Origin of the sequence: Streptomyces spinoverrucosus (assembly GCF_015712165.1) — a bacterium.
In the GTDB taxonomy this organism is placed as follows: domain Bacteria; phylum Actinomycetota; class Actinomycetes; order Streptomycetales; family Streptomycetaceae; genus Streptomyces; species Streptomyces spinoverrucosus_A.
In genome coordinates, this window is record NZ_JADPZX010000001.1 from 6,954,566 (window position 1) to 6,981,178 (window position 26,613).

The 26,613-nt window shown below is 70.6% G+C and carries 22 protein-coding genes and 1 pseudogene; 17 read left to right on the forward strand and 6 right to left on the reverse strand.

Annotated elements, in window-relative coordinates:
• Window positions 1-27: 27 nt before the first annotated feature.
• The gene (locus I2W78_RS31615; RefSeq protein ID WP_196463657.1) at window positions 28-837 is read right to left on the reverse strand and encodes an NAD-dependent epimerase/dehydratase family protein; all 810 of its coding nucleotides are present in this window, start codon (window positions 835-837) and stop codon (window positions 28-30) included.
• Between the two features lie 231 nt (window positions 838-1,068).
• On the opposite strand from I2W78_RS31615, the gene I2W78_RS31620 reads away from it, so the two are divergent.
• Together I2W78_RS31620 and I2W78_RS31625 are read left to right on the forward strand one after the other, a co-directional pair.
• Window positions 1,069-2,010, forward strand: coding sequence for a 5-dehydro-4-deoxyglucarate dehydratase (locus tag I2W78_RS31620; RefSeq protein ID WP_196463658.1), 942 nt, complete (start codon window positions 1,069-1,071; stop codon window positions 2,008-2,010).
• On the forward strand, window positions 2,007-3,170 hold the full coding sequence (locus I2W78_RS31625) for a hypothetical protein (RefSeq protein ID WP_196463659.1): 1,164 nt from the start codon (window positions 2,007-2,009) through the stop codon (window positions 3,168-3,170). Before I2W78_RS31620 ends, I2W78_RS31625 begins: the two co-directional genes overlap by 4 nt.
• On the opposite strand, the gene I2W78_RS31630 is transcribed toward I2W78_RS31625, so the two are convergent.
• The gene (locus tag I2W78_RS31630) at window positions 3,107-4,354 is read right to left on the reverse strand and encodes an MFS transporter (protein WP_230885651.1); all 1,248 of its coding nucleotides are present in this window, start codon (window positions 4,352-4,354) and stop codon (window positions 3,107-3,109) included. The two genes, I2W78_RS31625 and I2W78_RS31630, sit on opposite strands and share 64 nt — an antisense overlap.
• A gap of 132 nt (window positions 4,355-4,486) precedes the next feature.
• Between I2W78_RS31630 and I2W78_RS31635 the strand changes: the two genes are divergently transcribed.
• From I2W78_RS31635 to I2W78_RS31700, 14 genes are all read left to right on the forward strand, one after another.
• Window positions 4,487-5,083 (forward strand): TIGR03086 family metal-binding protein, encoded by a 597-nt coding sequence (locus I2W78_RS31635; protein ID WP_196463660.1) that lies wholly within the window; start codon window positions 4,487-4,489, stop codon window positions 5,081-5,083.
• Window positions 5,084-5,249: 166 nt separating this feature from the next.
• Window positions 5,250-5,918 carry a GntR family transcriptional regulator gene (locus tag I2W78_RS31640; protein WP_196463661.1) on the forward strand — a complete coding sequence of 223 codons (669 nt, stop codon included), beginning with the start codon at window positions 5,250-5,252 and terminating at the stop codon, window positions 5,916-5,918.
• Entirely contained in the window at window positions 5,915-6,823 is a 909-nt protein-coding gene (locus I2W78_RS31645; protein WP_196463662.1) for a dihydrodipicolinate synthase family protein, read from the forward strand. Before I2W78_RS31640 ends, I2W78_RS31645 begins: the two co-directional genes overlap by 4 nt.
• Window positions 6,820-8,550 carry an L-arabinonate dehydratase gene (gene araD / locus I2W78_RS31650; protein WP_196463663.1) on the forward strand — a complete coding sequence of 577 codons (1,731 nt, stop codon included), beginning with the start codon at window positions 6,820-6,822 and terminating at the stop codon, window positions 8,548-8,550. Before I2W78_RS31645 ends, araD begins: the two co-directional genes overlap by 4 nt.
• Window positions 8,551-8,634: 84 nt before the next feature.
• A complete protein-coding gene (locus I2W78_RS31655) occupies window positions 8,635-9,570 on the forward strand; it encodes a carbohydrate ABC transporter permease (RefSeq protein WP_196463664.1) in 936 nt (311 codons plus the stop codon).
• Window positions 9,567-10,469: a carbohydrate ABC transporter permease gene (locus tag I2W78_RS31660; RefSeq protein ID WP_196463665.1), complete on the forward strand. Its 903-nt coding sequence runs from the start codon at window positions 9,567-9,569 to the stop codon at window positions 10,467-10,469. Before I2W78_RS31655 ends, I2W78_RS31660 begins: the two co-directional genes overlap by 4 nt.
• Entirely contained in the window at window positions 10,469-11,758 is a 1,290-nt protein-coding gene (locus tag I2W78_RS31665) for a pectate lyase family protein (RefSeq protein ID WP_196463666.1), read from the forward strand. Before I2W78_RS31660 ends, I2W78_RS31665 begins: the two co-directional genes overlap by 1 nt.
• Entirely contained in the window at window positions 11,755-12,915 is a 1,161-nt protein-coding gene (locus I2W78_RS31670; protein WP_196463667.1) for a Gfo/Idh/MocA family protein, read from the forward strand. The genes I2W78_RS31665 and I2W78_RS31670 overlap by 4 nt, the downstream gene beginning before the upstream one ends.
• On the forward strand, window positions 12,912-13,757 hold the full coding sequence (locus I2W78_RS31675) for a DUF6807 domain-containing protein (RefSeq protein WP_196463668.1): 846 nt from the start codon (window positions 12,912-12,914) through the stop codon (window positions 13,755-13,757). Before I2W78_RS31670 ends, I2W78_RS31675 begins: the two co-directional genes overlap by 4 nt.
• A complete protein-coding gene (locus I2W78_RS31680) occupies window positions 13,754-15,277 on the forward strand; it encodes a glycoside hydrolase family 43 protein (protein ID WP_196463669.1) in 1,524 nt (507 codons plus the stop codon). Before I2W78_RS31675 ends, I2W78_RS31680 begins: the two co-directional genes overlap by 4 nt.
• Before the next feature lie 84 nt (window positions 15,278-15,361).
• Window positions 15,362-16,711, forward strand: coding sequence for an ABC transporter substrate-binding protein (locus I2W78_RS31685; protein WP_196463670.1), 1,350 nt, complete (start codon window positions 15,362-15,364; stop codon window positions 16,709-16,711).
• 103 nt (window positions 16,712-16,814) lie between these two features.
• Window positions 16,815-17,621, forward strand: a complete 807-nt coding sequence (locus I2W78_RS31690; protein WP_196463671.1) for a rhamnogalacturonan acetylesterase — start codon at window positions 16,815-16,817, stop codon at window positions 17,619-17,621.
• 19 nt (window positions 17,622-17,640) lie between these two features.
• Window positions 17,641-18,945 (forward strand): pectate lyase family protein, encoded by a 1,305-nt coding sequence (locus I2W78_RS31695; protein WP_307783870.1) that lies wholly within the window; start codon window positions 17,641-17,643, stop codon window positions 18,943-18,945.
• A 69-nt stretch (window positions 18,946-19,014) separates the two neighbouring features.
• Window positions 19,015-20,172 (forward strand): pectinesterase family protein, encoded by a 1,158-nt coding sequence (locus tag I2W78_RS31700; RefSeq protein WP_196463673.1) that lies wholly within the window; start codon window positions 19,015-19,017, stop codon window positions 20,170-20,172.
• Here I2W78_RS31700 and I2W78_RS31705 read toward each other — a convergent pair.
• The 4 genes from I2W78_RS31705 to I2W78_RS31720 form a co-directional block, all read right to left on the reverse strand.
• Window positions 20,153-22,351: a family 43 glycosylhydrolase gene (locus I2W78_RS31705; protein WP_196463674.1), complete on the reverse strand. Its 2,199-nt coding sequence runs from the start codon at window positions 22,349-22,351 to the stop codon at window positions 20,153-20,155. The two genes, I2W78_RS31700 and I2W78_RS31705, sit on opposite strands and share 20 nt — an antisense overlap.
• Window positions 22,352-22,538: 187 nt before the next feature.
• Window positions 22,539-23,372, reverse strand: coding sequence for a pectate lyase (locus I2W78_RS31710; RefSeq protein WP_196463675.1), 834 nt, complete (start codon window positions 23,370-23,372; stop codon window positions 22,539-22,541).
• A gap of 85 nt (window positions 23,373-23,457) precedes the next feature.
• Complete coding sequence (locus I2W78_RS31715) at window positions 23,458-24,297, reverse strand: hypothetical protein (protein ID WP_196463676.1); 840 nt, start codon at window positions 24,295-24,297, stop codon at window positions 23,458-23,460.
• A complete protein-coding gene (locus I2W78_RS31720) occupies window positions 24,294-24,860 on the reverse strand; it encodes a SigE family RNA polymerase sigma factor (RefSeq protein ID WP_196463677.1) in 567 nt (188 codons plus the stop codon). The genes I2W78_RS31715 and I2W78_RS31720 overlap by 4 nt, the downstream gene beginning before the upstream one ends.
• 226 nt (window positions 24,861-25,086) lie before the next feature.
• Between I2W78_RS31720 and I2W78_RS31725 the strand changes: the two are divergent.
• A pseudogene (locus I2W78_RS31725) lies at window positions 25,087-26,543 on the forward strand (NCS2 family permease).
• The last annotated feature ends 70 nt before the right edge of the window (window positions 26,544-26,613 follow it).

The window sequence follows — 26,613 nt, forward strand, 5'->3', positions numbered from 1 at the left end:
GTCGGCTCTGTCTTGGTCGGGATTTCGTCAGTACGGCCAGATCGGGGGGTCGGTCACGAAGTGGCCGCCCAGGTAGGCGTGCGCCTCGTTGTCGGGCTGCAGCTCGCCCTGCTCGGCGATCAGCTTCTCGGCGTACGGCTCGGAGTCGTCCTGCGGTTCGTAGCCGAGTGCCCGCGCGGTGGACAGGTCCCACCACAGGCGCGTGTTCGCGGAGGAGCCGTAGACGACCGTGTGGCCGACGTTCTCGGCGGTCAGGGCCGCGTGGAAGAGACGGGCGCCGTCGGCGGGGCTCATCCAGACCGAGAGCATGCGCACGCTGGTCGGCTCCGGGAAGCAGGAGCCGATGCGGACGGAGACGGTCTCCATGCCGTGCTTGTCCCAGTAGAACTGCGCGAGGTCCTCACCGAAGGACTTGGACAGGCCGTAGAAGGTGTCCGGGCGGTGCGGGGTGTCGATCGGGATCAGAGGGTCGTCGCCCCGGGGGCGGGGGGTGTAGCCCACCGCGTGGTTGGAGGAGGCGAAGACGATGCGCCGGATGCCCTCCTCGCGGGCGGCCTCGTACAGGTTGTACGTGCCCTCGATGTTCGCCCTGAGGATCTGCTCGAAGGGGGCTTCCAGGGAGATGCCCGCGAGGTGGATGATCGCGTCGACGCCCCGCACGGCCTCGCGCAGGGCCGCCCGGTCGGCGAGGTCCGCGGCGATCGCGTCCGGCTCGCCCTCGATGGGGCGCAGGTCGAGCAGGCGCAGTGTGTACCCGTGCGCCGGGAGCAGGTCCCGCATCAGGGTGCCGAGCCCGCCGGCGGCGCCGGTGAGCAGAACGGTGCGGGGAGCGGGCATCCTCGGGTCTCCTTGCGGGGTCTCCATGAGCAAACGGCCGTATTCATGCACGGCATTCACATGCGTGGACACGCTAAGGAGCGAGACCGTGCCCGTCAAGGGGCGCGCGGAGGCATCAAATCCGCTGGTGCATTGGGGGTTGACCGGCTTGACCCCTCCTATGGGGCCACCTTAGCGTGAGCACGTTCAGGAATGTGGACGCGAAACATGAATATGGACCTTGGAGAGCCCGTGACGCCAGCTCCGCTCGCCGCCCGCCTCAGCGTCCCCAGCGGGCCGCTGTTCTTCCCGGTCACCGCCTACGGACCCGACGGTTCCCTCAACCTCGACGCCTACCGGGTGCACGTCCGCCGGGGGATCGAGGCCGGGGCCGCCGCCGTCTTCGCGTGCTGCGGCACCGGGGAGTTCCACGCGCTCACGCCCGAGGAGCTCGAGGCCTGCGTCCGGGCGGCCGTGGAGGAGGCGGCGGGGCGCGTGCCGGTGGTCGCGGGCGCCGGATACGGCACCGCGCTCGCCGTACGCTACGCACGCCTCGCCGAACGGGCCGGGGCGGACGGGCTGCTCGCCATGCCGCCGTACCTCGTCCTCGCCGGGCAGGAGGGCCTGCTGCGGCACTACCGGGAGCTCGCGTCGGCCACCGCCCTGCCGGTGATCGTCTACCAGCGCGACAACGCCGTGTTCACGCCCGAGACCGTCGTCGACCTCGCCCGCACGGACGGGATCATCGGCCTCAAGGACGGCCTCGGCGACCTGGACCTGATGCAGCGGATCGTGAGCGCCGTGCGCACCGAAGTCCCGGGCGACTTCCTCTACTTCAACGGGCTGCCCACCGCCGAGCAGACCCAGCTCGCCTACCGCGCCATCGGCGTCCCGCTCTACTCCTCGGCGGTGTTCTGCTTCGCCCCCGAGATCGCCCTCGCCTTCCACACCGCCCTGAATTCCGGCGACGACCGCACCGTCCGGCGCCTGCTCGACGGCTTCTACCGGCCGTTCGTCGAACTGCGCGCCCAGGGCCGCGGCTACGCCGTCGCCCTCGTCAAGGCGGGCGTACGGCTGCGCGGGCTCGATGTGGGCGAAGTACGGCCCCCGCTGCACGAACCGAGCGAGGATCATGTCAAACAGCTCGCTCAGCTGATCGATCGTGGCTACGCGCTGCTGGAGGAGGACGCGTGAAGGCGTCGGCGTTCGTCTACCCCTGGGACGTCATCGGGGACCCGGAGGCACCGGCACGGATCGCCGCGCTCGGCGTGGACCAGGTGACACTCGCCGCCGCCTACCACTCCACCCGCGCGCTCACCCCCCGCCACCCCCGCCACCGCGTCGTCACCGCCGAACACGCCGCCGTGCTCTACCCCACGGACGCCCGCTGGGAAGGCCGCCCGCTGCGCCCGTACCCGGCCGGTGACTGGGCGCCCGGCGACGCGTACGGCGAGGCGGCGGACGCCCTCACCGGGGCCGGGCTGGAGGTGCACACCTGGGTGGTCCTCGCGCACAACTCCCGCCTGGGCGCCGAGCACCCGGACACCTCCGTCGTCAACGCCTACGGCGACCGCTACCCCTGGGCACCCTGCATCGCACAGCCCGCCACGCGCGCGTACTTGGTGGAACTGGCCGCCGAGGCCGCCGTACGGCCCGGCGCGCGCGGCACCGAGCTCGAGTCCCTCGGCTGGTACGGACTCGCCCATCTGCACGCCCACGACAAGATCGCGGGCGTCGGCCTCGGGGACGCCGGGACGTACCTGATGTCGCTGTGCTTCTGCCCCGACTGCCGGGCGGGCTACGCCGCACAGGGCCTGGACCCCGACGAACTGGCGGACGCCGTACGCAGGGCACTGGAACCGGTGTGGCAGGGGGCACCCTCCGACGGAGGCTGGGCGGGCGTCGAGAAGCTGCTCGGCGAGACCGCGGCGACCGTCACGCGCGCGTGGCGCGACGACACCGCACGCTCCCTCCAGGAGGCGGCGGTCGCGGCCGTCCGCGCCGCCGCGCCCGACCGCTTCCAGGTCCTGCTGCACGCGGACCCGGTGTCCTACCACTGCGGCGCCAACGCGGGCGTGGACCCGGCGCACATCCTGTCCGTCGCGGACGGTGTGGTCGTGCCGTGCACGGGAGGGGCGGGCCTGGTGACGCCGTTCGCCGAGCAGTCCCGCGACGGTGCCGTGCTCGCCGCCAACTTCACCGTGGTCTCCGGGATGGGCGGCCGCCCCGGCACCCTCGCCGCGGACGCCGCACGCGCGCGTGCGCTTGGCGCCACGGAACTGCGGCTGTATCACGCGGGGTTGGCGTCGGACGGCGACCTGGCGGCGGTACGGGCGGCACTGAACGGCAACTGAAGCGGCGTCAGGAGCAGCGCCAGGCCCAGCAGCACGAGCAGCGGCTGGTGGGGGAGCAGCTCGACCACAGCCGCCCCCACCGCCAGCCCCAGCACGTTCGGCGCGAACATCAGCGTGCTCGCCGTGGCGGCCGTACGGCCCAGGAGGGCGTCCGGTGTCTCCCGCTGTACGGCGGTCAGGGCGGCGATCAGCACACAGGGCAGCCCGGCGCCGATCGCCACGCTGCCCGCCCAGGCCGCCGGGTCGTACGGCACCGCCCGCAGCGCCACCGCGACGCCGGTGAGCGCGACCCCGGCCGCCGCGAACCGGCGTGCACCCAGCCGGCGCATGGCGGGCCCGGACGCCAGGCCGACCGCGACCGACCCGAGGCCCTGGAGGGCGGCGAGGACACCGGCGTACGCCGGGGCGTGCCCGAGGCCCTCGACGACGGCGTAGAGCAGGGCGCCGTTGAGGCCGGCGAAGAGCATGGTCGTGCCGCCGGTGAGGACGAGGGGGCGCAGACGGGGGTGGGCCCAGAGGTGGCGGACGCCGTCGGACATCGCAGGGCGTAGGCGGCCGGTGGGCGGGGCCTCCCGGACACGCAGAGCGGCGTACAGGCCCGTGGCGAGCACGAACGTGGCCGCGTCCAGCAGGGCCACGCTCGCCCCGCCGTACGCCGCGTAGACGCCCGCTCCGGCCAGCGGGGCGATCAGCTTCATGCCCTCGGTGACGGTCATGCGCAGGCCGTTGAAGTCGCCGAGCAGGGCCGGATCGAGCGAGGTCGCGACGAGTGCCGACTCGGCGGCGTCCTGGACGACGCCCGCCGCGCCGTACACGAGCAGGACCGTGAACAGCAGCCACACGTCACGCGGCGAGTCCACCGTGAGGAGGGTCGGCAGGAGCGCCGCCATCAGCAGGTTTGTGCAGATCAGCAGGGTTTTGCGGCGGACGCGGTCGGCGAGGGTGCCGAGGAGGGGGCCCGCGAGGGTGGGCGCCCACATGGCGAGCAGGCTCAGCGCGGCGAGGCCGTCCGAGCCGGTGAGGTCCTTGATCCAGATGCCGGTGGCCAGCCACAGGGCGGAGGTGCCGAGGCCGGAGACCACCGTGCCGGTGAGGTAGAGGGTGGCGTCGCGGTCGCGCAGGAGGCGGGGGAGGGGGCGGGCCGTGCCAGGTGTGCCGCCCGTCTTGTCATTCATGCCGGTCATGCCTGGTCATCGTGGGTCTAAGGCCCTGCCGTAGGGATCGGGCAGGTGCCGTAGAAATCCGCACCGGCGACCGATGACTTTCGGCGCCGCCGTCGGTCGACCTCCCAGGACGCCATTACTGAGGAGCACCCGATGAACGACCCGACCACCTTCGACTTCGGCCCGCAGACCCGGATCGTCGCGCGCCTCGCCGCCGGGGTGACCGACGAGCAGTTCGCGGACCCGACGCCCTGCCCGGGGATGGCGGTGCGCAACCTGCTGGGGCACCTGGTGGGGCTGACCGTCGCCTTCCGGGACGCCGGCCGCAAGGCCCTCGGCCCGACGACCGACACCGACCCGAACGCGTCCGCGCCGGACATCGGCCCCGGCTGGCGCGAGGAGCTGCCCAAGGTCCTCGACGAACTCGCCGACGTCTGGCGCGACCCGGCCGCCTGGACCGGCATGACCCGGGCGGGCGGCGTGGACCTGCCCGGCGCGGTCGCGGGCGCGGTCGCGATCAACGAGCTGGTGATCCACGCCTGGGACCTCGCCCGCGCCACCGGGCAGCCCTACGACCCCGACCCGGCGGCGCTGCGAGCGTCGTACGACTTCCTCCTCGCGGCCGCCGACGAACCCGTCCGCGACGGCACCCTCTTCGGCCCGGTCGTCACCGTCCCGGAGGACGCGCCACTGCTGGACCGCGCGGTGGGCCTGAGCGGGCGGGACCCGCACTGGACGCCCATGAAGTAGCGCACGCCTCAACTCCCCTTGTTCAACTCCCTTTGTCAGAAGCATTGACGAAACACAGAGGCGCTCCTACGGTCAACGCGTCGTGCTTCGTACGTCATATATGAGACGCGATACGCGAGATCCGATACGCGATCTCTGGAAGAGACGCGAGATCCGAGAGGCGCGCATGACCTCTGTGCCCACGCCGATCCCCTCCCGCACGCAGTACGTGCTCCAGGAGATCAAACGCCGCATCCTCACCGGGCAGTTGACGCCCGGTCAGGCCCTGGTGGAGACCGAGCTCGCCGCGCAGTTCGGGGTGTCGAAGACCCCGGTGCGGGAGGCGCTCAAGACGCTCGCCGGGACCGGGCTGGTGGTGATGAACCAGTACAAGGGCGTCACCGTGCGCATGGTGGACGCGGACATGGCACGCGAGGTCTACGACGTGCGGCTGCTGCTGGAGCCGGAGGCGCTGCGGCGGTCCGTCCGGCGCGGAGCCTCCCTCGACGTCGCGCGCGCCGCGCTGACCCGGGCCGCCGAGGCCGCCGACACCGCCGAACGGTCGCTGGCCAACCGGGAGTTCCACCGCGCCCTGTACGTGCCCTGCGGCAATCCGCTGCTCGGCCGGATGCTCGACGAGGTCCGCGACCAGGCGGCCCTCGTCTCCGCCGTCGCCTGGGCCGCCGACCCGTCCTGGGAGCGGGAGGCCACCGAGCACCGCGAGATCCTGCGGCTGGCCCTGGAGGGCGACGCCGACGGCGCCGCGCGCGCCCTCCACGCGCACATCGCGTCGTTCGTCGAGCGGGCCTTCCCGGACGCGGGGACCGAGGCCCAGGGAGAGGACGGTCAGGAATGACAACGACGTTCGAGACCCAGCGGGCGGCCCTGGCCGACGTGGTGGCGATCCCGGTGACCCCGTTCGCCGAGGACGGCTCCGTCGACCCGGACGCCCACCGGGCCCTGCTGCGTCGTCTGCTCGACGGTGGGATCCGGACCCTCACCCCCAACGGCAACACCGGCGAGTTCTACGCCCTCACCCCCCAAGAGCGGCAGCTGGTCACCGAGTTGACCGTCGACGAGGCCGGTGACCGCGCGGTGATCCTGGTCGGCGTCGGCCACGACGTGCCCACCGCCGTCGCCTCCGCCCGGCACGCCCGCGAGCAGGGCGCCCGGATGGTGATGGTCCATCAGCCCGTCCACCCGTACGTCTCGCAGAGCGGCTGGGTGGACTACCATCGCGCGATCGCCGAGGCCGTCCCCGAGCTGGGCGTCGTCCCGTACATCCGCAACGCGCAGCTGCACGGCGTCCGTCTCGCCGAACTCGCCGACGCCTGCCCCAACGTCATCGGCGTCAAGTACGCCGTCCCGGACGCGGCGAAGTTCGCCGCCTTCGCCCGGGACGCGGGACTGGACCGGTTCGTGTGGGTGGCCGGCCTCGCCGAGCCGTACGCCCCCTCGTACTTCTCCGCGGGCGCCACCGGCTTCACCTCCGGCCTGGTGAACGTCGCCCCGTCCGTTTCGCTGAACATGATCGAAGCGCTTCGGTCCGGCGACTACCCGGCCGCCATGAAGGTCTGGGAACAGATCCGCCGCTTCGAGGAGCTGCGGGCCGCCAACGGTTCCGCGAACAACGTCACCGTGGTCAAGGAGGCCCTCGCCTCCCTGGGGCTGTGCCGCCGCGAGGTCCGCCCGCCGAGCAGGCCGCTGCCGGAGAGCGAGCGCGCCGAGGTCGCCGCCATCGCCGCCGGGTGGTCGATATGACCGACAGGAAGCGTCCGGAGGAGCTCAGAAGCCACCAGTGGTACGGCACGGAGGGCCTGCGCTCCTTCAGCCACCGCGCCCGCACCCGCCAGCTCGGCTATCTGCCCGAGGAGCACCTGGGCAAGCCCGTCATCGCGATCCTCAACACCTGGTCCGACATCAATCCCTGTCATGTGCACCTTCGGGACCGTGCGCAGGCGGTGAAGCGAGGGGTGTGGCAGGCCGGGGGCTTCCCGCTCGAGTTCCCGGTCGCCACGCTCAGTGAGACGTTCCAGAAGCCGACTCCCATGCTCTACCGCAACCTCCTCGCCATGGAGACCGAGGAGCTGCTGCGGTCGTACCCGGTCGACGGGGCGGTGCTGATGGGCGGCTGCGACAAGTCGACGCCCGCTCTGCTCATGGGGGCCGCCAGCGTCGACCTGCCGACGGTGTTCGTGCCCGCCGGGCCCATGCTGCCGGGTCACTGGCGGGGCGAGGTGCTCGGTTCCGGCACCGACATGTGGAAGTACTGGGACGACAAGCGGGCCGGCCTCATCGGTGACTGCGAGATGGCAGAGCTGGAGAGCGGGCTGGCCCGCTCGCCGGGTCACTGCATGACGATGGGTACGGCGTCCACGCTCACTGCCGCCGCCGAGGCGCTCGGCGTGACCGTGCCGGGCGCGTCCAGCATCCCCGCCGTGGACTCCGGGCACGACCGGATGGCAGCTGCTGCGGGCCTGCGAATCGTCGACCTGGTTCATCAGGGCCGCACCCTGAACGACATCCTCACCCGCGACGCCTTCGAGGACGCCGTCACCACCGTCCTGGGCCTCGGCGGCTCCACCAACGCCGTCATCCACCTCATCGCCATGGCGGGCCGGGCCGGTGTCAGGCTCACCCTCGACGACTTCGACCGCGTCGCCCGCACGGTGCCGGTGCTCGCCAACGTCCGCCCCGGCGGCCGGACGTACCTCATGGAGGACTTCCACTTCGCCGGCGGCCTGCCCGGGTTCCTCTCCCGGATCCCGGACCTGCTCCACCTGGACCGGCCGACCGTCTCGTACGACACCCTGCGCGAGCAGCTCGCCGGCGCCCAGGTGCACAACGACGACGTCATCCGGCCCCGCGACAACCCGGTCGCGAACGAGGGCGGGGTCGCCGTCCTGCGCGGCAACCTCTGCCCGGACGGCGCCGTCATCAAGCACATCGCCGCCGAACCGCATCTGCTCAAGCACACCGGTCCCGCGGTCGTCTTCGACGACTACAAGCAGATGCAGCGGACCATCAACGACCCGTCCCTGAACATCACGGCGGACAGCGTGCTGGTGCTGCGGGGTGCCGGGCCCAAGGGCGGTCCGGGCATGCCCGAGTACGGCATGCTGCCCATCCCCGACCACCTGCTGAAGCAGGGCGTGCGGGACATGGTGCGGATCTCCGACGCGCGGATGAGCGGCACGAGTTACGGCGCGTGCGTCCTGCACGTGGCGCCCGAGTCGTACGTCGGCGGACCGCTGGCCCTGGTCAGGACCGGCGACTCCATCACCCTGGACGTCGCCGCCCGCAGGCTCCAACTCAACGTGGACGACGAGGAGTTGGCGCGGCGCAGGGCGGAGTGGACACCGCCGCCCGTGCGGTACGAGCGCGGTTACGGAGCGCTCTACAACGAACAGATCACCCAGGCGGACACCGGCTGCGACTTCGCGTTCCTCGCGCGGCCGGGCACGGTGCAGGACCCGTACGCGGGCTGAACCACCCACCCTCGACCGCAGACCCGTGCGGTCGAGATCTCGAACGATGATCGGAAAGCGCTTAACCGAGAACGGAGAACAGTCATGGCCCAAGCCGCAGCCGTGGCGAAACCGCCCGCGCCACCGAGGCGGCGCCGTGCCTCCGCCACGCCGCGCAGGCTGCCGTACCTGCTGATCGCCCCGGCGGCCCTGCTGATGCTGGGGTTCATCGCCTACCCGGTGCTCAGCGTCTTCTACTACAGCCTCCAGGAGTACAACCCCACCAAGCCGTGGCGGAACGGTTTCGCGGGCTTCGACAACTTCGTGCACGCCTTCACCGAGGACCCCGTCTTCTGGGACACGCTGATCTTCAGCGCCAAGTGGGTCGTCGTCGAGGTCGGCCTCCAGCTCCTGTTCGGTCTCGCCCTCGCCCTGATCGTCAACCAGACCTTCGTGGGCCGCGCGCTCGGGCGGGCGCTGGTCTTCTCGCCGTGGGCCGTCTCCGGCGTGCTGACCTCCGCGATCTGGGTGCTGCTCTACAACTCCCAGACAGGCATCACCCGTTACCTCGCCGACGTCGGCATCGGCTCGTACGGCACCAGCTGGCTGTCGGACACCTCCACCGTCTTCCCGGCGGCGATCGTCGCCGACCTGTGGCGGGGCGTGCCCTTCTTCGCGATCCTCATCCTCGCCGACCTGCAGTCCGTCTCGAAGGACCTGTACGAGGCCGCCGAGGTCGACGGGGCGAGCCGGCTGAAGCAGTTCTGGCACATCACGCTGCCGCACCTGAAGGACGCCATCGTGCTGTCCACGCTGCTGCGCGCGGTGTGGGAGTTCAACAACGTCGACCTGCTCTACACGCTCACCGGCGGCGGACCGGCCGGTGTGACCACGACACTCCCGCTGTACATCGCCAACACCAGCGTCGACGCCCACGACTTCGGCTACGCGTCGGCCCTGACCACGGTCGCGTTCGTGATCCTGCTCTTCTGCTCGATCGTCTATCTGCGGCTGAGCAAGTTCGGAGGTGAGGACAAGTGAGCACCACCAAGGAGGCCACCGTCATCGCGCCCGCCCCCCGGCGCGCGACCTTCGAGCCGCAGCGTCCGGCCGGCAAGAAGCGCCGCGCCTGGGACGAGGCCCCGCGCTGGCAGATCTATCTCCCGCTGTCGCTCTACCTGCTCTTCACCCTCATCCCGTTCTACTGGATCCTGCTCTTCGCCCTGCGCCCGGCCGGCTCCACGTCCCTCGTCCCCTGGCCGATGACCTTCGACCACTTCGAGAAGGTCTGGACCGAGCGCAGCTTCGGCACCTACTTCCAGAACAGCGTCTACGTCGGTCTCGCCACCCTGCTGCTCACCACCGTCGTCGCCCTGGCCGGCGGCTACGCGCTCGCCCGGTTCGACTTCCGGGTCAAACGGGCCTTCATGCTCGCCCTGCTCTGCTCCCAGTTCGTGCCCGGGGCGCTGCTGCTGGTGCCGCTGTTCGAGATCTTCGCCGAGCTGCAGATGATCAACTCGCTGGTCAGCGTCATCATCGCGGAGACCGTTTTCCAGCTCCCGCTGTCGATGATCCTGATCAGCAACTTCATCAAGAACGTGCCGTACTCCCTGGAGGAGGCGGCCTGGGTCGACGGCTGCAACCGCATGACCGCCTTCCGCGTGGTCGTCCTTCCGCTGCTGCGGCCCGGGCTGATCGCGGTCGGTTCCTTCGCCTTCGTGCACTCCTGGAACCACTTCCTGTTCGCCCTGATGTTCCTCAACAACCAGCAGAAGCAGACCATCCCGGTCGGCCTCAACACCCTGATGAGCGCGGACAGCGTCGACCTGGGCGCCCTCGCCGCGGGCGGCATCATCGCCGCGGTGCCGGTGGTGATCGTGTTCGCCTTCATCCAGAAGTGGCTGATCACCGGGTTCAGCGCGGGGGCGGTGAAGGGCTGATGAGGATACGTCACGCTGGAGCCGGCCTCGCACTGCTGGCGCTGCTCTTCGTCCCGGCCGCGCACGCCGGGGAGACCGGCCGCGACATCAGCCGCGACACCCTCGCCCCGAACGACGGCTGGGCGGCGGCGTCCGGTGGCACCACCGGCGGCGCGGCGGCCGACGAGGCCCACGTCCACACGGTCACCGACCGCGCCGGACTGGTCAGCGCCCTCGACGGTGGCAGCGACACCCCGAAGATCATCCGCGTCGCCGGGACCATCGACGCCAACACCGACGACCAGGGCCGCCCCCTGGACTGCGCCGACTACGCCACCGACGGCTACAACCTGCGCGCGTACCTCGCGGCCTACGACCCCCGCACCTGGGGCTCCGCCAAGCCGTCCGGCCCGCAGGAGGAGGCTCGCCAGGCGTCCGCCGCCCGTCAGGCCGAGCGGGTCCAGCTGCGGGTCGGCTCCAACACCACGATCGTCGGCCTCGGCAGAAACGCCGTCCTCAAGGGGGCAAGCCTCCAGATCAGCGACGCGGACAACGTCATCGTCCGCAACCTCGAACTCCGCGACGCCTACGACTGCTTCCCCGTCTGGCAGCCCAACACCGGCGGCCTCGGCGACTGGAAGGCGGCCTACGACAACCTCTGGCTGCGCGGCGCCACCCACGTCTGGATCGATCACGTCACGGCGTCCGACGAGGGCCACCCGGACGCCGACGAGCCGACCTACTTCGCCCGCAACTACCTGCGCCACGACGGCCTGCTGGACATCACCAACGCGTCCGACCTGGTCACCGTCTCCTGGAGCCGGTTCGCCGACCACGACAAGGCGATCCTCATCGGCAACGGCGACTCGGCCACCGGCGACCGGGGCAGGCTGCGGGTCACCCTGCACCACAACGAGTTCGACTCCGTCGTCCAGCGCGCGCCCCGCGTCCGCTTCGGACAGGTGCACCTCTACAACAACCGGTACGTGACCGGAGACCACCGCTACTCGATCGGCGTCGGCACCGAATCGGCCGTGTACGCCGAGAACAACGCCTTCACCACCCCCGGCCACATCGAGGCCGCCGACCTGGTCAAGAGCTGGAACGGCAGCGCCCTGCACCAGAGCGGAACCGTCTTCAACGGCTACCCGGTCGACCTGCTCGCGATCCACAACGCCTACAACTCGGGCAGCGAACGCGACCTGACCGCCGACGTCGGCTGGACACCCACCCTCCACGGAAGGATCGACAGCGCCGAGCGGGCCGACCGAGAGGTGGCGCGCGGCGCGGGCGCGGGGAGGATCCCATGACCGTACCCGTCGTACTCGCCGGCGCCCGCGGCCACGGCCGCTGGCACATCGCGAACATCCGCCGCCTCCAGGACCGGGGCCTGGTCCGCCTCGCGGGCATCTGCGAGCCGACCCCGCTCACCGAGGAGGAGTACGGCGGCGCACTCCCGCCGCAGTCCGCCGACTTCGGCGCCCTGCTCGACTCCACCGGAGCCCGGGTCGCCGTCATCTGCACCCCCATCCCCACCCACACCGACCTCGCACTGACCGCCGCCCGCGCAGGCGTGCACATCCTGCTGGAGAAGCCCCCGGCCCCCTCCTACGCGGAGTTCCGCCGGATGGCGGACGGGGTCGCCGAGGCGGGCGTCGCCTGCCAGATCGGCTTCCAGTCGCTGGGCTCGCACGCCGTGCCCGCGATCCACCGGCTGGTCGCCGAGGGAGCGATCGGCGAGGTCGCCGGGGTCGGCGGGGCGGGCGCCTGGGCGCGCGACGAGGCGTACTACCGGCGGGCGCCCTGGGCGGGCCGGCGCCGGATGAACGGCGTCGACGTGATCGACGGGGCGCTCACCAACCCCCTCGCGCACGCCGTCGCCACCGCCCTCGTGCTGGGCGGCGCCACCCGCGCCGAGGACGTGACCGCCGTCGAGACCGAGCTGTGGCGGGCCAACGCGATCGAGGCCGACGACACCTCCTGCCTCCGGGTCACCACCGCCGAGGGCCGCCCGGTCACCGTCGCCGCGACCCTGTGCGCCGAGCGGCCGGACGAGCCGTACGTCCTGGTGCACGGCAGCCGGGGCCGGATCACCTTCTGGTACAAGCAGGACCGCGTGCTGCTGCAGCGGGCCGACCACGGCCCGGAGGAGTACGACTACGGCCGCACCGACCTGCTTCAGAACCTGGTCGAGCACCTGACCGCCGGAGCGGAGCTGCTCGTCCCGCCGGACGCGACGGGCGCCTTCATGCGGGTGGTCGAGGCGATCCGGCTGGCGCCCGACCCGGCCCCGCTGCCCGAGTCCGTCTGGCGCCCGATCCCCGGCGAGCGGCGTCGGGTCGTGCCCGGCATCGACGGACTGGTCGCGGCCGCCGCCGACACCCTCGCCCTCTACTCCGAACTCGGCGCTCCCTGGGCGTGCGAGGAAGCACGTCGGACCGACCGCAAAGAGGTGAGCACCCGATGACGACCACCGACACACCCGTCCTGCGCGTCGCGGGCCGCCCGGTCGCCCGGTACGTCACCCGGCCCGAGCTGCCCACCCGGCGCTCCCCGCGCCCCTACCTCCACCCCGTCACCACCCTGGCCGGCACGGCGGTCACCGAACTGAGCCCCGCCGACCACCCACACCACCTCGGCGTCGGTGTCGCCGTTCCCGACGTCGAGGGGTACAACTTCTGGGGCGGACGCACCTTCGTCCGCGACCAGGGCCCGACCGAGCTCGACAACCATGGCGCCCAGCGCCACCTCGCCTTCCAACTGCGCGACCCGGACGGCTTCGTCGAGGAGCTGCGCTGGGTGGCAGCGGGTGCGGAGCTGCTGCGCGAGCGCCGTACGGTGGCGGCCACCGAACTCACCGACGCCGCCTGGGCGTTGGACTTCACCTTCGCCGTCACCAACACCACCCCGGGACCGCTGTCGATCGGCAGCCCCGCCACCAACGGCCGTCCGGGAGCGGCGTACGGCGGTTTCTTCTGGCGGGCCAGGAAGGAGGCGACGGCGCCCGACGTCTTCACCGCCGACTCCGAGGGCGAAGCGGCGGTCCACGGCGACCGTGCCGACTGGCTCGCCCTCGCGGGCAGCTCCTGGACGCTGGTCCTCGCCGGTGCCACGCAGGCCACCCGCCGCGACCCCTGGTTCGTGCGCACCGCCGAGTACCCGGGCGTCGGTTCCTCCCTGGCGTACGACGAACGGCTGCCGATCCCGCCGGGCGACACCGTCGTACGCCGCATCGTCACCGTCGTCGCCGACGGCCGCCTCGGCCGGGACGAGGCGGCGGTCCTGGTCAGGAAGGCGGTCGCCCAGTGAGCGTGTCACCCACGGAAACCGTGTACCGAAACCCGATCCTCGACGCCGACTGGTCCGACCCGGACATCGTCCGCGTCGGCGACGACTTCTACCTCACCGCCTCCAGCTTCGGCCGCGTCCCCGGCCTGCCTCTGCTGCACTCCCGCGACCTGGTCAACTGGACCCTGGTCGGGCACGCCCTGGACCGACTGGAACCGGCGCACGCCTTCGCGACGCCCCGCCACGACTGCGGGGTCTGGGCCCCCGCCCTGAGGCACTACGCCGACCGTTTCTGGATCTTCTGGGGCGACCCCGACCAGGGCATCTACCAAATCAACGCCCCCGAGATACGCGGCCCCTGGACCCGCCCGCACCTGCTGAAGCCGGGCAAGGGCCTGATCGACCCCTGCCCGCTGTGGGACGACGAGACCGGCGAGGCCTACCTCGTGCACGCCTGGGCCAGGTCCCGCTCCGGCGTCAAGAACCGCCTCACCGGCCACCGGATGCACCCCGACGGCACCTCCCTCCTCGACGAGGGCAAGCTGATCGTCGACGGCGACCGCATCCCCGGCTGGTTCACCCTCGAAGGCCCCAAGCTCTACAAGCACGACGGCTGGTTCTGGATCCTGGCGCCCGCCGGGGGCGTCGAAACCGGCTGGCAGGGCGCCTTCCGCTCCCGCGGCTTCTTCGGGCCGTACGAGGAGAAAGTCGTCCTGGAACAGAGGGAAACCGACGTCAACGGGCCGCACCAGGGCGGCTGGGTGCGCACGCCCTCCGGAGAGGACTGGTTCGTGCACTTCCAGCAGCGGGGCGCGTACGGCCGTGTCGTCCACCTTCAGCCGATGCGCTGGGGTGCGGACGGCTGGCCGGTGCTCGGCGACGAGGGCGCCCCCGTCGCCGTACACCGACGCCCCGACCTGCCGCCGCAGCCGCCCGCCGCGCCCGCCACCGACGACGGCTTCCCCGGGGGGCGGTACGGCCGGCAGTGGCAGTGGACCGCCAATCCGCAGGAAGGCTGGGCCACCCAGCACACCGGGGACGGGCTACGGCTGACCTGCGTCCGCTCGGCCGACGCGCACGATCCGCGCAGACTGCCGAACGTTCTCACCCAGCGACTGCCGGGGACGCCGTGCGTGGTGGAAGTGGAGCTGCGGCTCGACAGCGCGGAGCCGGGGGCGCGGGCCGGGCTGGCGGTGCTGGGGGACGCGTTCAGCTGGATCGGGCTTCAGCGGGGGGCCGACGGGACGGTCCACCTCGTGCACCGGTTCGCGGAGGCGGTGGCCGAGAGGGAGCGGGACGCCGACCATCCACGGCTCGCCCCCGAGGGACGGGCGCGGCTGCGGATCGAGATCGGAGCCGGGGCGCGCTGCCGCTTCTTCTACGACGTGGGCGACGGCCCGCGTCCCTCCGGCCAGGTCTTCGCCGCCACGCCGTGGCGGTGGGTCGGCGCCCTGCTCGGCCTGTTCGCCCTCGCGCCCGGGGACGCGCAGGGGCACGCGGGGGCGGGCGTGTTCACGCAGTTCCGCATCACCACCGTCTGAGGCCCGGGCCGCAGAAGCGGATCGGGGCCCCACTGACCCCCACAGCTCCATATCTCCGTTGATCCAGAAGAAGAGAGCCGACCAATGAAGATCAGCATTCGCAGAAGCAGGCGCGCCGCCACGGCCGTCGCCCTGGGAGCCGTGCTCGCGCTGACCGCCACCGCCTGCGGCGACGACGGCAGCGGGGCGGGCGGCGACAGCGGCGCCGAGGGCAGCGGCACCGGAAAGATCGTCTTCTGGGACAACAATGGCGGTGTCCGCACCGACATCTGGAAGGAGATCATCGCCGACTTCGAGAAGGCTAACCCGGACATCGACGTCGAGTACGTGGGCATCGCCTCCACCGAGTACCAGTCCAAGGTCGACACCGCCATCCAGGGCGGCGGCCTGCCCGACGTCGGCGGGGTCGGCGCGGCGATGCTCGCCGGATTCGCCGCACAGGGCGCGCTGGAGCCGCTGGACGAGCGGCTCGCCAAGTCCTCGCTGAACGGCAAGCTCAACGAGGACATGGTCGCCTCGCTGAAGGCCGCGGGTGGGGGCGACGACACGCTCTACTCGATTCCGACCTCCGCCAACAACGGTGTGCTGTACTACCGCACCGACCTGTTCGAGAAGGCGGGTCTTGCGGAGCCGACCACCTGGGACGCCTTCTACCAGGCCGCCGAGGAACTCACCGCCGCCGGCAAGAACGAGTTCGGGTACACCATCCGGGGCGGCGCGGGATCCATCGCCCAGGCGCTGGACGCCATGTACGGGCAGTCCGGCATCACCTCCTTCTGGGACGCGAGCGGTGCGAAGACCACCGTGAACGACCCGAAGAACGTCGAGGCGCTGGAGAAGTACGCCGGGCTGTACAAGAAGGTCACTCCGGCCGCCGACCTCAACAACGACTTCACCAAGATGGTGGCGCAGTGGGACTCCGGCACGATCGGGATGCTGAACCACAACCTGGGGTCGTACCAGGATCACGTGAAGGCGCTGGGGGTCGAGAAGTTCCGGGGAATTCCGCAGCCGACGGGACCCGGGGGCAAGCGGGTCCAGGTGTCCAACCCGGTGGACGGGCTGGGGCTGTTCAAGAGCGGCAAGAACAAGGAAGCCGCGTGGAAGTTCATCGAGTTCGCCACCTCGCACGAGGAGAACTCGAAGTTCAACAAGGCGGCGGGGCAGGTGCCGGCGCACACCGACGCGGCGAAGGACGCGTGGATCTCCGAGGCCGAGCCGACGAAGCTGGCCGCGCAGGCGCTGAGTGATGGGTCTACGACCATTGTGCAGCTGCCGTATTACCTGCCGGACTGGAACACGATTTCCAAGGCGGACAATGAGCCGAACTTCCAGAAGGTGTTGCTGGGGGACATGAGTGCGAAGGAGTTCCTGGATGTTTTGGCCGGTCAGCTGAATGAGGCTCAGGCCGAGTGGGAGGAACAGATGGGCTGAGGCTGGTTTCCGTTGTGGGGGGCTGCGGGGCCGTTGTGGCTGGTCGCGCAGTTCCCCGCCCCCTGAAGGGCGATTTCCCCAACCCTGTTTTTAAGGAGCCATTGTGTCTCTTACGCGTAGACAGGTTGGCCTGGCGGCTGTTGCCGCCGTACCCCTCGCCTTGGCGGCGCCGGGCGCCGTTCAGGCCGCCCGCCGGATGCGGAGGCTTTACATCGCGGGTGACTCCACCGCCGCCCAGAAATACGCTGACGCCGCTCCCGAGACCGGGTGGGGCATGGCGCTTCCCTTCTTCCTTCGCAAGCACCTCGCCGTCGCCAATCACGCCGTGAACGGGCGGAGTTCCAAGAGCTTTGTCGATGAAGGACGGCTCGACGTCATTCTCGGTGAGATCCGGCCGGGGGACTTTCTGCTGATCCAGTTCGCGCACAACGACGAGAAGGTCACCGACCCGGCCCGGTACACCGAGCCCTGGAGTACCTACCAGGAGTATCTGCGGCTGTATGTCGACGGGGCGTGGGCCCGGGGTGCGCGGCCCGTGCTGGTCACGCCCGTCGAGCGGCGGAGGTTCGACGCGGGCGGGGTGGCCCTGCCGAGCCACGGGGAGTATCCGGCGGCGATGCGCGCGCTGGCCGCCGAGGAGGGCGTCGCCCTGCTCGATGTACAGGCTCTGTCGCTGGCGTTGTGGCAGGAGCTGGGCGTCGAGGGGACCAAGGCGTACTTCAACTGGACCGAGTCCGAGCAGGACAACACACATTTCAATCCGCCGGGCGCGATCGCGGTGGCCCGGCTGGTGGCGCGGGAGCTGGTACGGGCGAGGGTGCTCGCGCCGCGCGATGTCGTCCGGCTGGACGACGACATCCCCACGTCCTGGATCACCTGGCCCGAGGCGGACGACGCCCAGGCCGACTGACGAAGAGGAGAGCCGCACAGTGCGTATATCAGAATGTCATGGACCTGCCATAGCGGCGGGAGTCTGCGCCGCGCTGGTGCTGTCCCTCACCGCAGGGGTCGCCGCCGCCGAGCCGAGCGGGCACCGGGACACCGCCCGGCAGGTGCTGGGGGCGAACGACGGGTGGGGGTCGTACGGGACCGGCACCACCGGGGGTGCCGCGGCGGACGCCGAGCACGTCTACACCGTCACCACCTGGGCGGAGTTCAAGTCGGCGCTCGCTGACGGCGGAAGCGCCCCTAAGATCATCAAGGTCAAGGGCGTGATCGACGCCGTGTCCGAGGGCTGCGAGGCCTTCGCGGCCAACGGATACGACTTCCAGCAGTACCTCGCCGACTACGATCCCGCCGTCTGGGGCCTCGACACCCCGGTCAGCGGTGAGCAGGAGGACCTGCGGGCAGCCTCCGCCGCCAACCAGTCACAGGCCGTCAAGGCGAGCGTCCCGGCCAACACCACCATCATCGGGGTCGGGCGGAACGCCGGTTTCAAGGGCGCCAGCCTCCAGATCACCCGCGTCGACAACGTCATCATCCGCAACCTCACCTTCGAGAGCCCCGTCGACTGCTTCCCGCAGTGGGACCCGACCGACGGCTCCACCGGCAACTGGAACTCCGAGTACGACAGCGCCGTCGTCTACGGCTCCACGCACGTCTGGCTGGACCACAACACCTTCACCGACGGCGAGCACCCGGACAGCGCCGCGCCCGAGTACTTCGGGGTGCTCTACCAGCAGCACGACGGAGAGCTGGACATCGTCCGGGGCGCCGACTACGTGACCGCCTCCTGGAACGTCTTCGCCGATCACGACAAGACGATCCTGATCGGCAACAGCGACAGTGAGTCGACGGCCGTGGGCGACCGGGGGCATCTGAAGGTCACCTTCCACCACAACCTGTTCAGCAACCTGATCGAGCGCGCGCCGCGCGTCCGGTTCGGGCAGGTCGACTCGTACAACAACCACTTCGTCGCCGGGCCGGGCTACTCGTACACCTTCGGCATCGGCAAGGAGTCCCAACTCGTCGCCCAGCACAACGCGTTCACACTGCCGGACGGGGTCAGCCCGGCGAAGGTGCTGAAGAAGTGGAGCGAGGCGCCGGTCACCGCCGACGGCAACCACGTCAACGGCAAGCCGGTCGATCTCATCGCCGTGCACAACGCGGAGATCCCCGGCGAGACCCTCCAGCGCGACGCGGGCTGGACGCCCACCCTGCGCACCAAGGTCGACCCGCCGAAGGCGATCCCCGCGATCGTCGGGCAGCACGCGGGTGCGGGCCGACTGCGCTGACGCGCCCCCGGCCGGGGCGCGCCCGCCCCGGCCCACCTTTCACGAGCCGCACCGCGAAGGAGTATCCCCATGCCCCGGTCCAGAAGGGGTTTTCTCGTCGCGATCACCGGAGCCGCCGCGCTCGGTATCGCGCCCCTGCCCGCCCACGCCGGCGAGCGGCGCCGGCCCTTCGGCCGGTACGGGTCACCGGCCCGGCGCCTGACGCCGAAGACGGTCTACGTCGACCCGCACGGCCGCGGTGACTTCACAGGCGTCCAGGCCGCCGTGAACGCCGCCACCACCGCCGGCTTCACCCTGGTCATCGCACCCGGCGTCTACCGCGAGACGGTCAGCGCCGGCATCGTCGACCCGGCCACCGGGCAGCGCACCGACGCCGCCGCCGAGATGACCTGGATCGGCGCGAGCGAGGACCCCCGGGACGTCGTCATCGTCTACGACAACGCGGCGGGCACACCGAAGCCGGACGGCTCCGGCACCTACGGCACCAGCGGCTCGGCCACCACCCTGATCCGTACCGACGGCTTCACCGCCCGCTGGATCACCTTCGCCAACGACTGGCTGCGCGCCGACCACCCCGGCGTCGCCGGCACCCAGGCCGTCGCCATCAAGGTGCAGGGCGACCGCTCGGCGTTCCACCACTGCCGGTTCCTCGGCCACCAGGACACGCTGTACGCCGACTCCTTCGACCTCGGCCTCTTCGCCCGTCAGTACTACTCCCACTGTTATGTCGAGGGCGACGTCGACTTCGTCTTCGGCCGCGCGAGCGCCGTCTTCGAGCACTGCCACTTCCGTACGCTGACCCGCACCGACCTCGCCACCGCCCCGTACGGCTTCGTCCTCGCGCCCTCCACGGCCGGCGCCAACCCGCGCGGCTACCTGGTGACCCACAGCCGTATCACCAGCGAGGCCCCCGACGCCCACTACAAGCTGGCCCGCCCCTGGGTGCCCAGCTCCGACATCACCGCCCACCCGATGCTCACCGTCCGGAACACCTGGCTCGGCCCCGGCATCGACGCGGTCGCGCCCTACGCGAACATGCGCGACACCTATCCCTGGCAGGAACAGCGTTTCGCCGAGTACCGCAACTCCGGCCCCGGCGCGCGGATCACCGTCCCCGAGAACCGTCCACAACTGACCCCCGCCCAGGCCGAGTCGCACACCCCGGAGGCCTACCTGGGTGATGTGGCTGGACGCCGTCCTGTGACTCCTACCGCCGTACGGGCCTGATCGACTCCAGCGTCGGCGTCACGGCTTTGATCGTGCCGTCGGCCGCGAACTCCATGCGGTCGACGGTCGTCTCCCGGTGCGTGCCGTCGCCGCCGGGCCGGCCGGGGCCGTTCAGGGCGAAGCGGTGGTAGACGATGTACCAGTCGTCGGTGCCGGGGGTGTTCACCACGGAGTGGTGGCCGGTGCCGAGGATGCCGTACTCGGGCCGCTTCTGCAGGATCGTGCCGCGCTTGGTCCACGGGCCGAGCGGGGACGGGCCGGTCGCGTAGGCCACGTGGTAGTTCTCACTGCGGGTGTCGTCCTCGGACCACATGAAGTAGTAGGTGCCGCTCCGCTTGATCACGAAGGAGCCCTCACGGAAGTTCGCCGGCGTGATGTCCCGCACCTTCGCGGGGTCGTACGACACCATGTCGTCGTTGAGCGGAACGACGTATCCGCGGCCGTTGCCCCAGTAGAGATACGACGTCCCGTCGTCGTCGGTGTAGACCGACGGGTCGATCATCTGGCCGCTCAACTGGCCCTTGGGGACGAGAGGTTTACCGAGGGCGTCCTTGAAGGGCCCGGCGGGGGAGTCGGCGACCGCCACGCCGATCTGCTGTTCGGCGCAGAAGTAGAAGTAGTACGTGCCGTCCTTCTCCGCGATCGCGGGCGCCCAGGCGTTCCGGTCGGCCCAGGAGACGTCCGGTCCCAGGTCGAGGATGACGCCGTGGTCCTTCCAGTGGACCAGGTCCCTGGAGGAGAAGGCCTTGAACTGGGTGCCGCTCCAGCCCGGGAAGCCGTCCGTGGTCGGGTAGATCCAGTAACGGCCGTTCATGTACTTGATGTCGGGGTCGGCGTACAGGCCGGGCAGGATCGGGCTGCGGGTGCGTACCGCCTCGACCGTCCAGCGGCGCTCGGTCCCGTCGGCGGCCGTCACGGTGTACGTCTGCGGCTTGCGGAAGTCGCGCCGGGTGCCCGAGCGGGGGCTGATCGTGGCGCCCTCACCGGCCCACAGCTTCGGGGCGAGCCGGGAGAGTTCGGTGCCCGGCTCCATCGGCAGCACGACCTTCGACGTGGCCTCGCTGACGATCGCGTACCCCTTCTGGTCCCTCGCCGTCGCGTCCACGATCGACGCCGGGCTCACCGGGTACGCGGCGAGCAGCCGGTCGTACTGCTGTTGCGTCACCGGGATGACCGTGCCGTGCCGGGGACTGGCGGGCAGCTGGTAGTTGGTCGAGGGCGTCCAGCGGCCCGAGTCGAGGTCGGTCGTCTCGAAGGGGAGGTAGCCACGGCCGCCGTACTCGTCGATGAAGAGGTACCACTTCTCCTCGGTGTTGGACTTGAAGACCGTCGGCCCCTCACCGCGGTCCATCGCGCCCTTGCCGATGCAGTCGGAGACGAAGTCGTAGGCGGTCGAGGTGAGCGTGCGCGACTTCTCGCCCGTGATGAACTTCGAGCAGGGGCTGGAGGAACTCGGGTCCCGCTCGTCCTTGGTGTAGCGGTAGTACGTGCCCTGGTGCTCCACCACGGTCGAGTCGATCACCGAGTAGCCGGGGTCGTTCCAGACCTTCGGCTCGCTGAAGGTGCGGAAGTCCTTCGTCGTCGCGTACAGCATCTTGTTGTACGTCGATCCCGTGTGGTCCGGGTCGTCGGCGGCGTACAGCTTCGACGCCCAGAAGACGACGTACGCACCGAGCGAGTCGTCCCAGTAGGCCTCCGGCGCCCAGGTGTTGCCCGCGTTGTCGGGGGAGACCCTCACCAGCCGCTGGTCGGTCCAGTGGACCAGGTCGGTGGACTCCCACACCATGATCGACTTGCTGCCGTGCCGCTGGACGTGGTCCCAGCTCCCGCTGGAGTTGCGGTACATGCGCAGGTCGGTCGCGATCATGTAGAACTTGTCGCCCTCGGGGGAGCGGATCACGAACGGGTCGCGCAGACCCTTCTCCCCGATGGTGGAGGTGAGCACCGGCTTGCCGGCGTTCAGCTCCCGCCAGTGCAGCGGGTCGTTGCCGCGGCTGAGCGCGTACCGGATCTGCTCGCCGTCGGCGGTGCCCTCGCCGGTGAAGTAGGCGAAGAGGTAACCGGCGTACTCGGGGGCCTTCACGGGGGGTGCTCCTGGGTGGGCGGTGCCCTGCGGGGCGGTGAGCAGGGCGAGGAGAAGGGCCAGGAAGGGGAGCAGGAGCATCCGGGGGCGGCTCATGGCACTCCCTGTGTGAGTATGGGGGATTCTGTTGAATGGCGGTGCCTTCGGGAGTGTCACCGGTGGGGGACAGCGGGTCAATGGGGTGGGCGGGAGTCGAGCGAGCAGAAAGTTTCGGAGGTTTTCGCTCGGGGCACGTACGCCCCCGCCGGTCGGGACCGGCGGGGGCGTTTTCGTTATGTGTGGGTCACTTGTAGGTGAGGTCGGAGGGCGTGTAGCGGCAGTGTGTGCCGTCCGGGCCCGTGCCGAGTTCCTTTGGTTCGGCGCCGGTGTTGTTGCCCTGGAAACGTGTGCACGGCTTGATCTTCTTGCTGCTGTCGCCGTGGATCCGCACCTTGCGCAGGGCGGCCGTCTCGCCGAAGTTGGAGTTGATCCCGACGATCGACTTGCCCGGCGCGGTGACATCGACGTCGTTGATGATCACCGAGCGGTTCTTGTACTGCGTGGAGCAGTTGCCGCAGGTGCGCACCAGCTTGCCGAAGTTCGAGACCTGGAACTTGGTCACGACGAGCTTGCCCGCGCCGTTGAACTGGAAGACCTTGTCGCTGGCGCTCCTCGCGCCGCCGCCGTGCACCGTGTAGACGGCCGACGTCGACTTGCCCTTGAAGGTCGCCGCGTCCTCGCCGACGTCCTCCCACCACACGTTCTGCAGCGTGCAACTGCCCAGGCAGTGGACGCCGTCGGCGGCCGGGGAGCCCAGGATCACGTTCTTCAGGACCGCGCCGTCCTTCAGCTGGAAGATCGGGTCCTGACCCTCGTCCTGGCCGGAGCCGCCCAGCGCACCACTGCCGTAGAAACGCTGGTAGCCGCCGTCGTACGTGCCCGAGACGGTGATCGTGCTGCTCACCGGCTTGGTTCCCTTGGCGGTCGGCCAGGCCGACGCGGCGCCGGCGGTGGACAGCAGCGACGTGGTCGCGAACGCCGCGCCGGTGAGGCCGAGCGCGGCGACCGAGCCGATCACGGCTCGCCGCCGGGTGACCCGGCGCCGGTGCCGGACGCGCTGTTGTGCTGGTGCAGTCATGTACCGCTTCCTCAACTGGGTGGTGACTCTTGCGCCTTGTGGTCGCCACCGGTGAAGAAAGGGTTGCCGCGTCTTCGAAAGTTCTTTACGAGCGGGCCGCGAAGTCGCCCGCCACGGACAGCTGTCGGTCGCCCGCGGTCGCCGTCGCCGTGTAGCGGTCGTCCTTGGCGTCGCGGCCGCCGCGCTCGTGGTCGTACTGGCCCGCGAACACCCACTCGCCCGCCGGGACCGTACGGCCCTCCTTGAGCACCCAGGTGTAGACGAGGAAACCGTCCTGCTCGCCGACCGTCAGGTCGAAGTCCTGCTCCGGCAGCGAGCGCCAGGCGCCCGTCGAGGAGACCCCGCCGGTCTGGGCGATCCGCAACCGCACCGTGAGCTCCGTCAGTTGCTCACGGGCCTCGACGGTGACGTTGCTCTGCGCCCAGAAGTCGTTGCTGTGCGGGTCCACCGAGCCGTCCGACCACAGCGGGCCGTCCTCGACGCCGGCGGCCGGCGGCTCAGTGGTGGGCGAGACGGGGGCCGTCGGTGTCGGGGCCGACGGCGTACCGGTCTCCTCCTCCCGGGACTCCGGGGAGGGTGGGGTCACCGGGAAGGCGGGCGGCCGGCTCGTCGCGTCCGGCGACGGAGTGGGCGTCGCGGTGACCGCGACCTTGCCCTGCGGGGGCGCGGGTTCGTCCTTCACGGCGGAGGCGACCGCGTAGCCGCCGACCGCCAGCACCCCCGCGACCGCGGCCGTCGCGCCGGCCACCCGCAGCCAGCCGAACACCGGCGGCAGCGTCGCCCGGTGGCCGCCCGCGCCGCGGGCCTCCTCGGCCATCCCGCGTTCGATCCGGGCCAGCATGCGCACCCGGTCGGGCTGGTGCGCCTCGGCCGCCTCGTGCAGCCGGGCGCGCAGCTCGTCGTGCACGTCCCGCTGCATCGTCATCGGTCCCTTCCTCCGGCCTCACCGGTGCGCGCCATGGCCGCGTGCACTCTCTGCGGAGCCGCCCGTGTACCGAGCAGGCGTTGCAGCTCGGCCATTCCCTTCGACGTCTGGCTCTTCACCGTACCCACCGAGATGCCCAGGGCGAGCGCGGTGTCCTTCTCCGAGAGATCGAAGGCGTGCCGCAGCACCACACAAGCCCGCTTGCGAAACGGCAGCCGGCGCAGCGCCGCCTGGACGTCCACCGCGCCCGCCACGTCCGGGTTCTCCACCTTCTCCTCGCGCTGCGACCAGAACAGGGCGATCCGCCGCCGCTCACGCACCGCGCTGCGGATCCGGGTGCGGGCCAGGTTGGCGACCACTCCGCGCGCGTACGCCACCGGATGCTCGGCCGCGCGCACCCGGTCCCAGCGGTGCCACATCGCGAGCAGCGCGTCCGCCGCCAGATCGTCGGCGGCGTCCGCCTCACCCGTCAACAGATGGGCCAGGCGGGCGAGTTCGACGTGGTGGCGCTCGAAGAAGGCATGGAACTCCACGGAGGCGGCGTCGTCGACGACTGTCCCCACGGGCGGTTTCTCCTCGAAGCGTTGACCCGGCATCGAACAGCCGTACGCCGGGATGAGATCCGGAACTGTATCAGCGTTACCGATGAGTCCTGTACGGGGCTTCGAACACCGTGTGGCAGGCCGAACCCGATTCCGTAACACGGAGAAAACCTGAAACCGGTTCAACGAGGGAACAATCCAGCCAGCATCCGCACACAGATCATTCAGGCATCAGGGAGTACCCGCCATGTCCGACTTGCAGCAGGTGGCCGACCGGTCAAGTGCCCCGCCACCGGCGGCGAACAGCGTCGACCGGTTCTTCAGGATCTCCGAGCGGGGGTCCACCTTCGGCCGGGAGATACGCGGCGGCTTCGCCACCTTCTTCACCATGGCCTACATCCTTGTCCTGAATCCCATCATCCTGGGCAGCGCCACGGACAAGTACGGCGAGCAGCTCGACCCCGTCCAACTCACCACCGCCACCGCCCTGGTGGCCGCGGTCATGACCGTCATCATGGGCGTCGGCGGCAATCTGCCGCTCGCGCTCGCCGCCGGACTCGGCCTCAACGCCGTCGTCGCCTTCCAGATCGCCCCGCTGATGAGCTGGGACGACGCGATGGGCCTGATCGTCCTCGAAGGCCTGCTGATCTGCGTCCTGGTAGTGACCGGCCTGCGCGAGGCCGTCATGCACGCCATCCCGCAGCCCCTCAAGCAGGCGATCAGCGTCGGCATCGGCCTGTTCATCGCCTTCATCGGCTTCGTCGACGCCGGTTTCGTCAGCCGGATCCCGGACGCCGCGAACACCACCGTGCCCGTTCAGATGGGCGGGTCAGGCACACTCACGGGCTGGCCGATTCTCGTCTTCTGCCTCGGCGTGCTGCTGACCGTCGGACTGCTCGCCCGCAAGGTCAAGGGCGCCATCCTGATCAGCATCGTGACCATGACGATCGTCGCGATCGTCATCAACTCCCTCGCCGACATCAAGACCTGGGGACTGACCACCCCCGCCTGGCCCGACCAGGTGGTCGGCGCCCCCGACTTCGGACTGATCGGCGACTTCAGCCTGTTCGGAGCGTTCGGCGAGCCCGGCGTCGGGGTCATCACCGTCGTGCTGCTGATCTTCACCCTGATCCTGTCCGACTTCTTCGACACCATGGGCACGGTCGTCGGCATCAGCACGGAGGCCGGATTGCTGGACGAGGACGGCAAGGTCCCGAACCTCGGCCGGGTCCTGCTCATCGACGGCGCGGCGGCCGTCGCGGGCGGCGCCGCGTCCTCGTCCTCCGCCACGTCCTACATCGAATCGGCGGCCGGCGTCGGCGAGGGCTCGCGCACCGGGTTCTCCAACCTGGTCACCGGCGGCCTGTTCGCCCTCGCCCTGTTCCTCACCCCGCTGCTGACCATCGTCCCGCTCCAGGCCGCCGCCCCGGCCCTGGTCGCCGTCGGGTTCCTGATGATGACCCAGGTCAAGCAGATCGACTGGGACCGGTACGAGATCGCCATCCCGGCGTTCCTCACCATCGCCGTGATGCCGTTCACGTACTCCATCACCAACGGCATCGGCGCGGGGTTTGTCGCCTACGTCGTCATCAAGACGGTGCTGGGGAAGGCCAAGGAGGTTCACTGGCTGCTGTGGGGACCTCGGCGCTGTTTCTGGTGTACTTCGCGATTGACCCGATCGAGCAGGTTCTCGGCGTCAAGTGAAGCGCCCCAGGGGCGCGGGGAACTGCGCGACCAGCCACGGACGGCCCGCACGCTGGTCGCGCAGCTGACC

Coding starts and splice junctions, on each gene's coding strand:
- I2W78_RS31615 (WP_196463657.1), bottom strand. CDS start 837: ATGCCCGCTCCCCGCACCGTTCTGCTCACCGGCGCCGCCGGCGGGCTC.
- I2W78_RS31630 (WP_230885651.1), bottom strand. CDS start 4,354: ATGACCGGCATGAATGACAAGACGGGCGGCACACCTGGCACGGCCCGC.
- I2W78_RS31635 (WP_196463660.1), top strand. CDS start 4,487: ATGAACGACCCGACCACCTTCGACTTCGGCCCGCAGACCCGGATCGTC.
- I2W78_RS31640 (WP_196463661.1), top strand. CDS start 5,250: ATGACCTCTGTGCCCACGCCGATCCCCTCCCGCACGCAGTACGTGCTC.
- I2W78_RS31645 (WP_196463662.1), top strand. CDS start 5,915: ATGACAACGACGTTCGAGACCCAGCGGGCGGCCCTGGCCGACGTGGTG.
- araD (WP_196463663.1), top strand. CDS start 6,820: ATGACCGACAGGAAGCGTCCGGAGGAGCTCAGAAGCCACCAGTGGTAC.
- I2W78_RS31655 (WP_196463664.1), top strand. CDS start 8,635: ATGGCCCAAGCCGCAGCCGTGGCGAAACCGCCCGCGCCACCGAGGCGG.
- I2W78_RS31665 (WP_196463666.1), top strand. CDS start 10,469: ATGAGGATACGTCACGCTGGAGCCGGCCTCGCACTGCTGGCGCTGCTC.
- I2W78_RS31670 (WP_196463667.1), top strand. CDS start 11,755: ATGACCGTACCCGTCGTACTCGCCGGCGCCCGCGGCCACGGCCGCTGG.
- I2W78_RS31675 (WP_196463668.1), top strand. CDS start 12,912: ATGACGACCACCGACACACCCGTCCTGCGCGTCGCGGGCCGCCCGGTC.
- I2W78_RS31685 (WP_196463670.1), top strand. CDS start 15,362: ATGAAGATCAGCATTCGCAGAAGCAGGCGCGCCGCCACGGCCGTCGCC.
- I2W78_RS31700 (WP_196463673.1), top strand. CDS start 19,015: ATGCCCCGGTCCAGAAGGGGTTTTCTCGTCGCGATCACCGGAGCCGCC.
- I2W78_RS31705 (WP_196463674.1), bottom strand. CDS start 22,351: ATGAGCCGCCCCCGGATGCTCCTGCTCCCCTTCCTGGCCCTTCTCCTC.
- I2W78_RS31710 (WP_196463675.1), bottom strand. CDS start 23,372: ATGACTGCACCAGCACAACAGCGCGTCCGGCACCGGCGCCGGGTCACC.
- I2W78_RS31715 (WP_196463676.1), bottom strand. CDS start 24,297: ATGACGATGCAGCGGGACGTGCACGACGAGCTGCGCGCCCGGCTGCAC.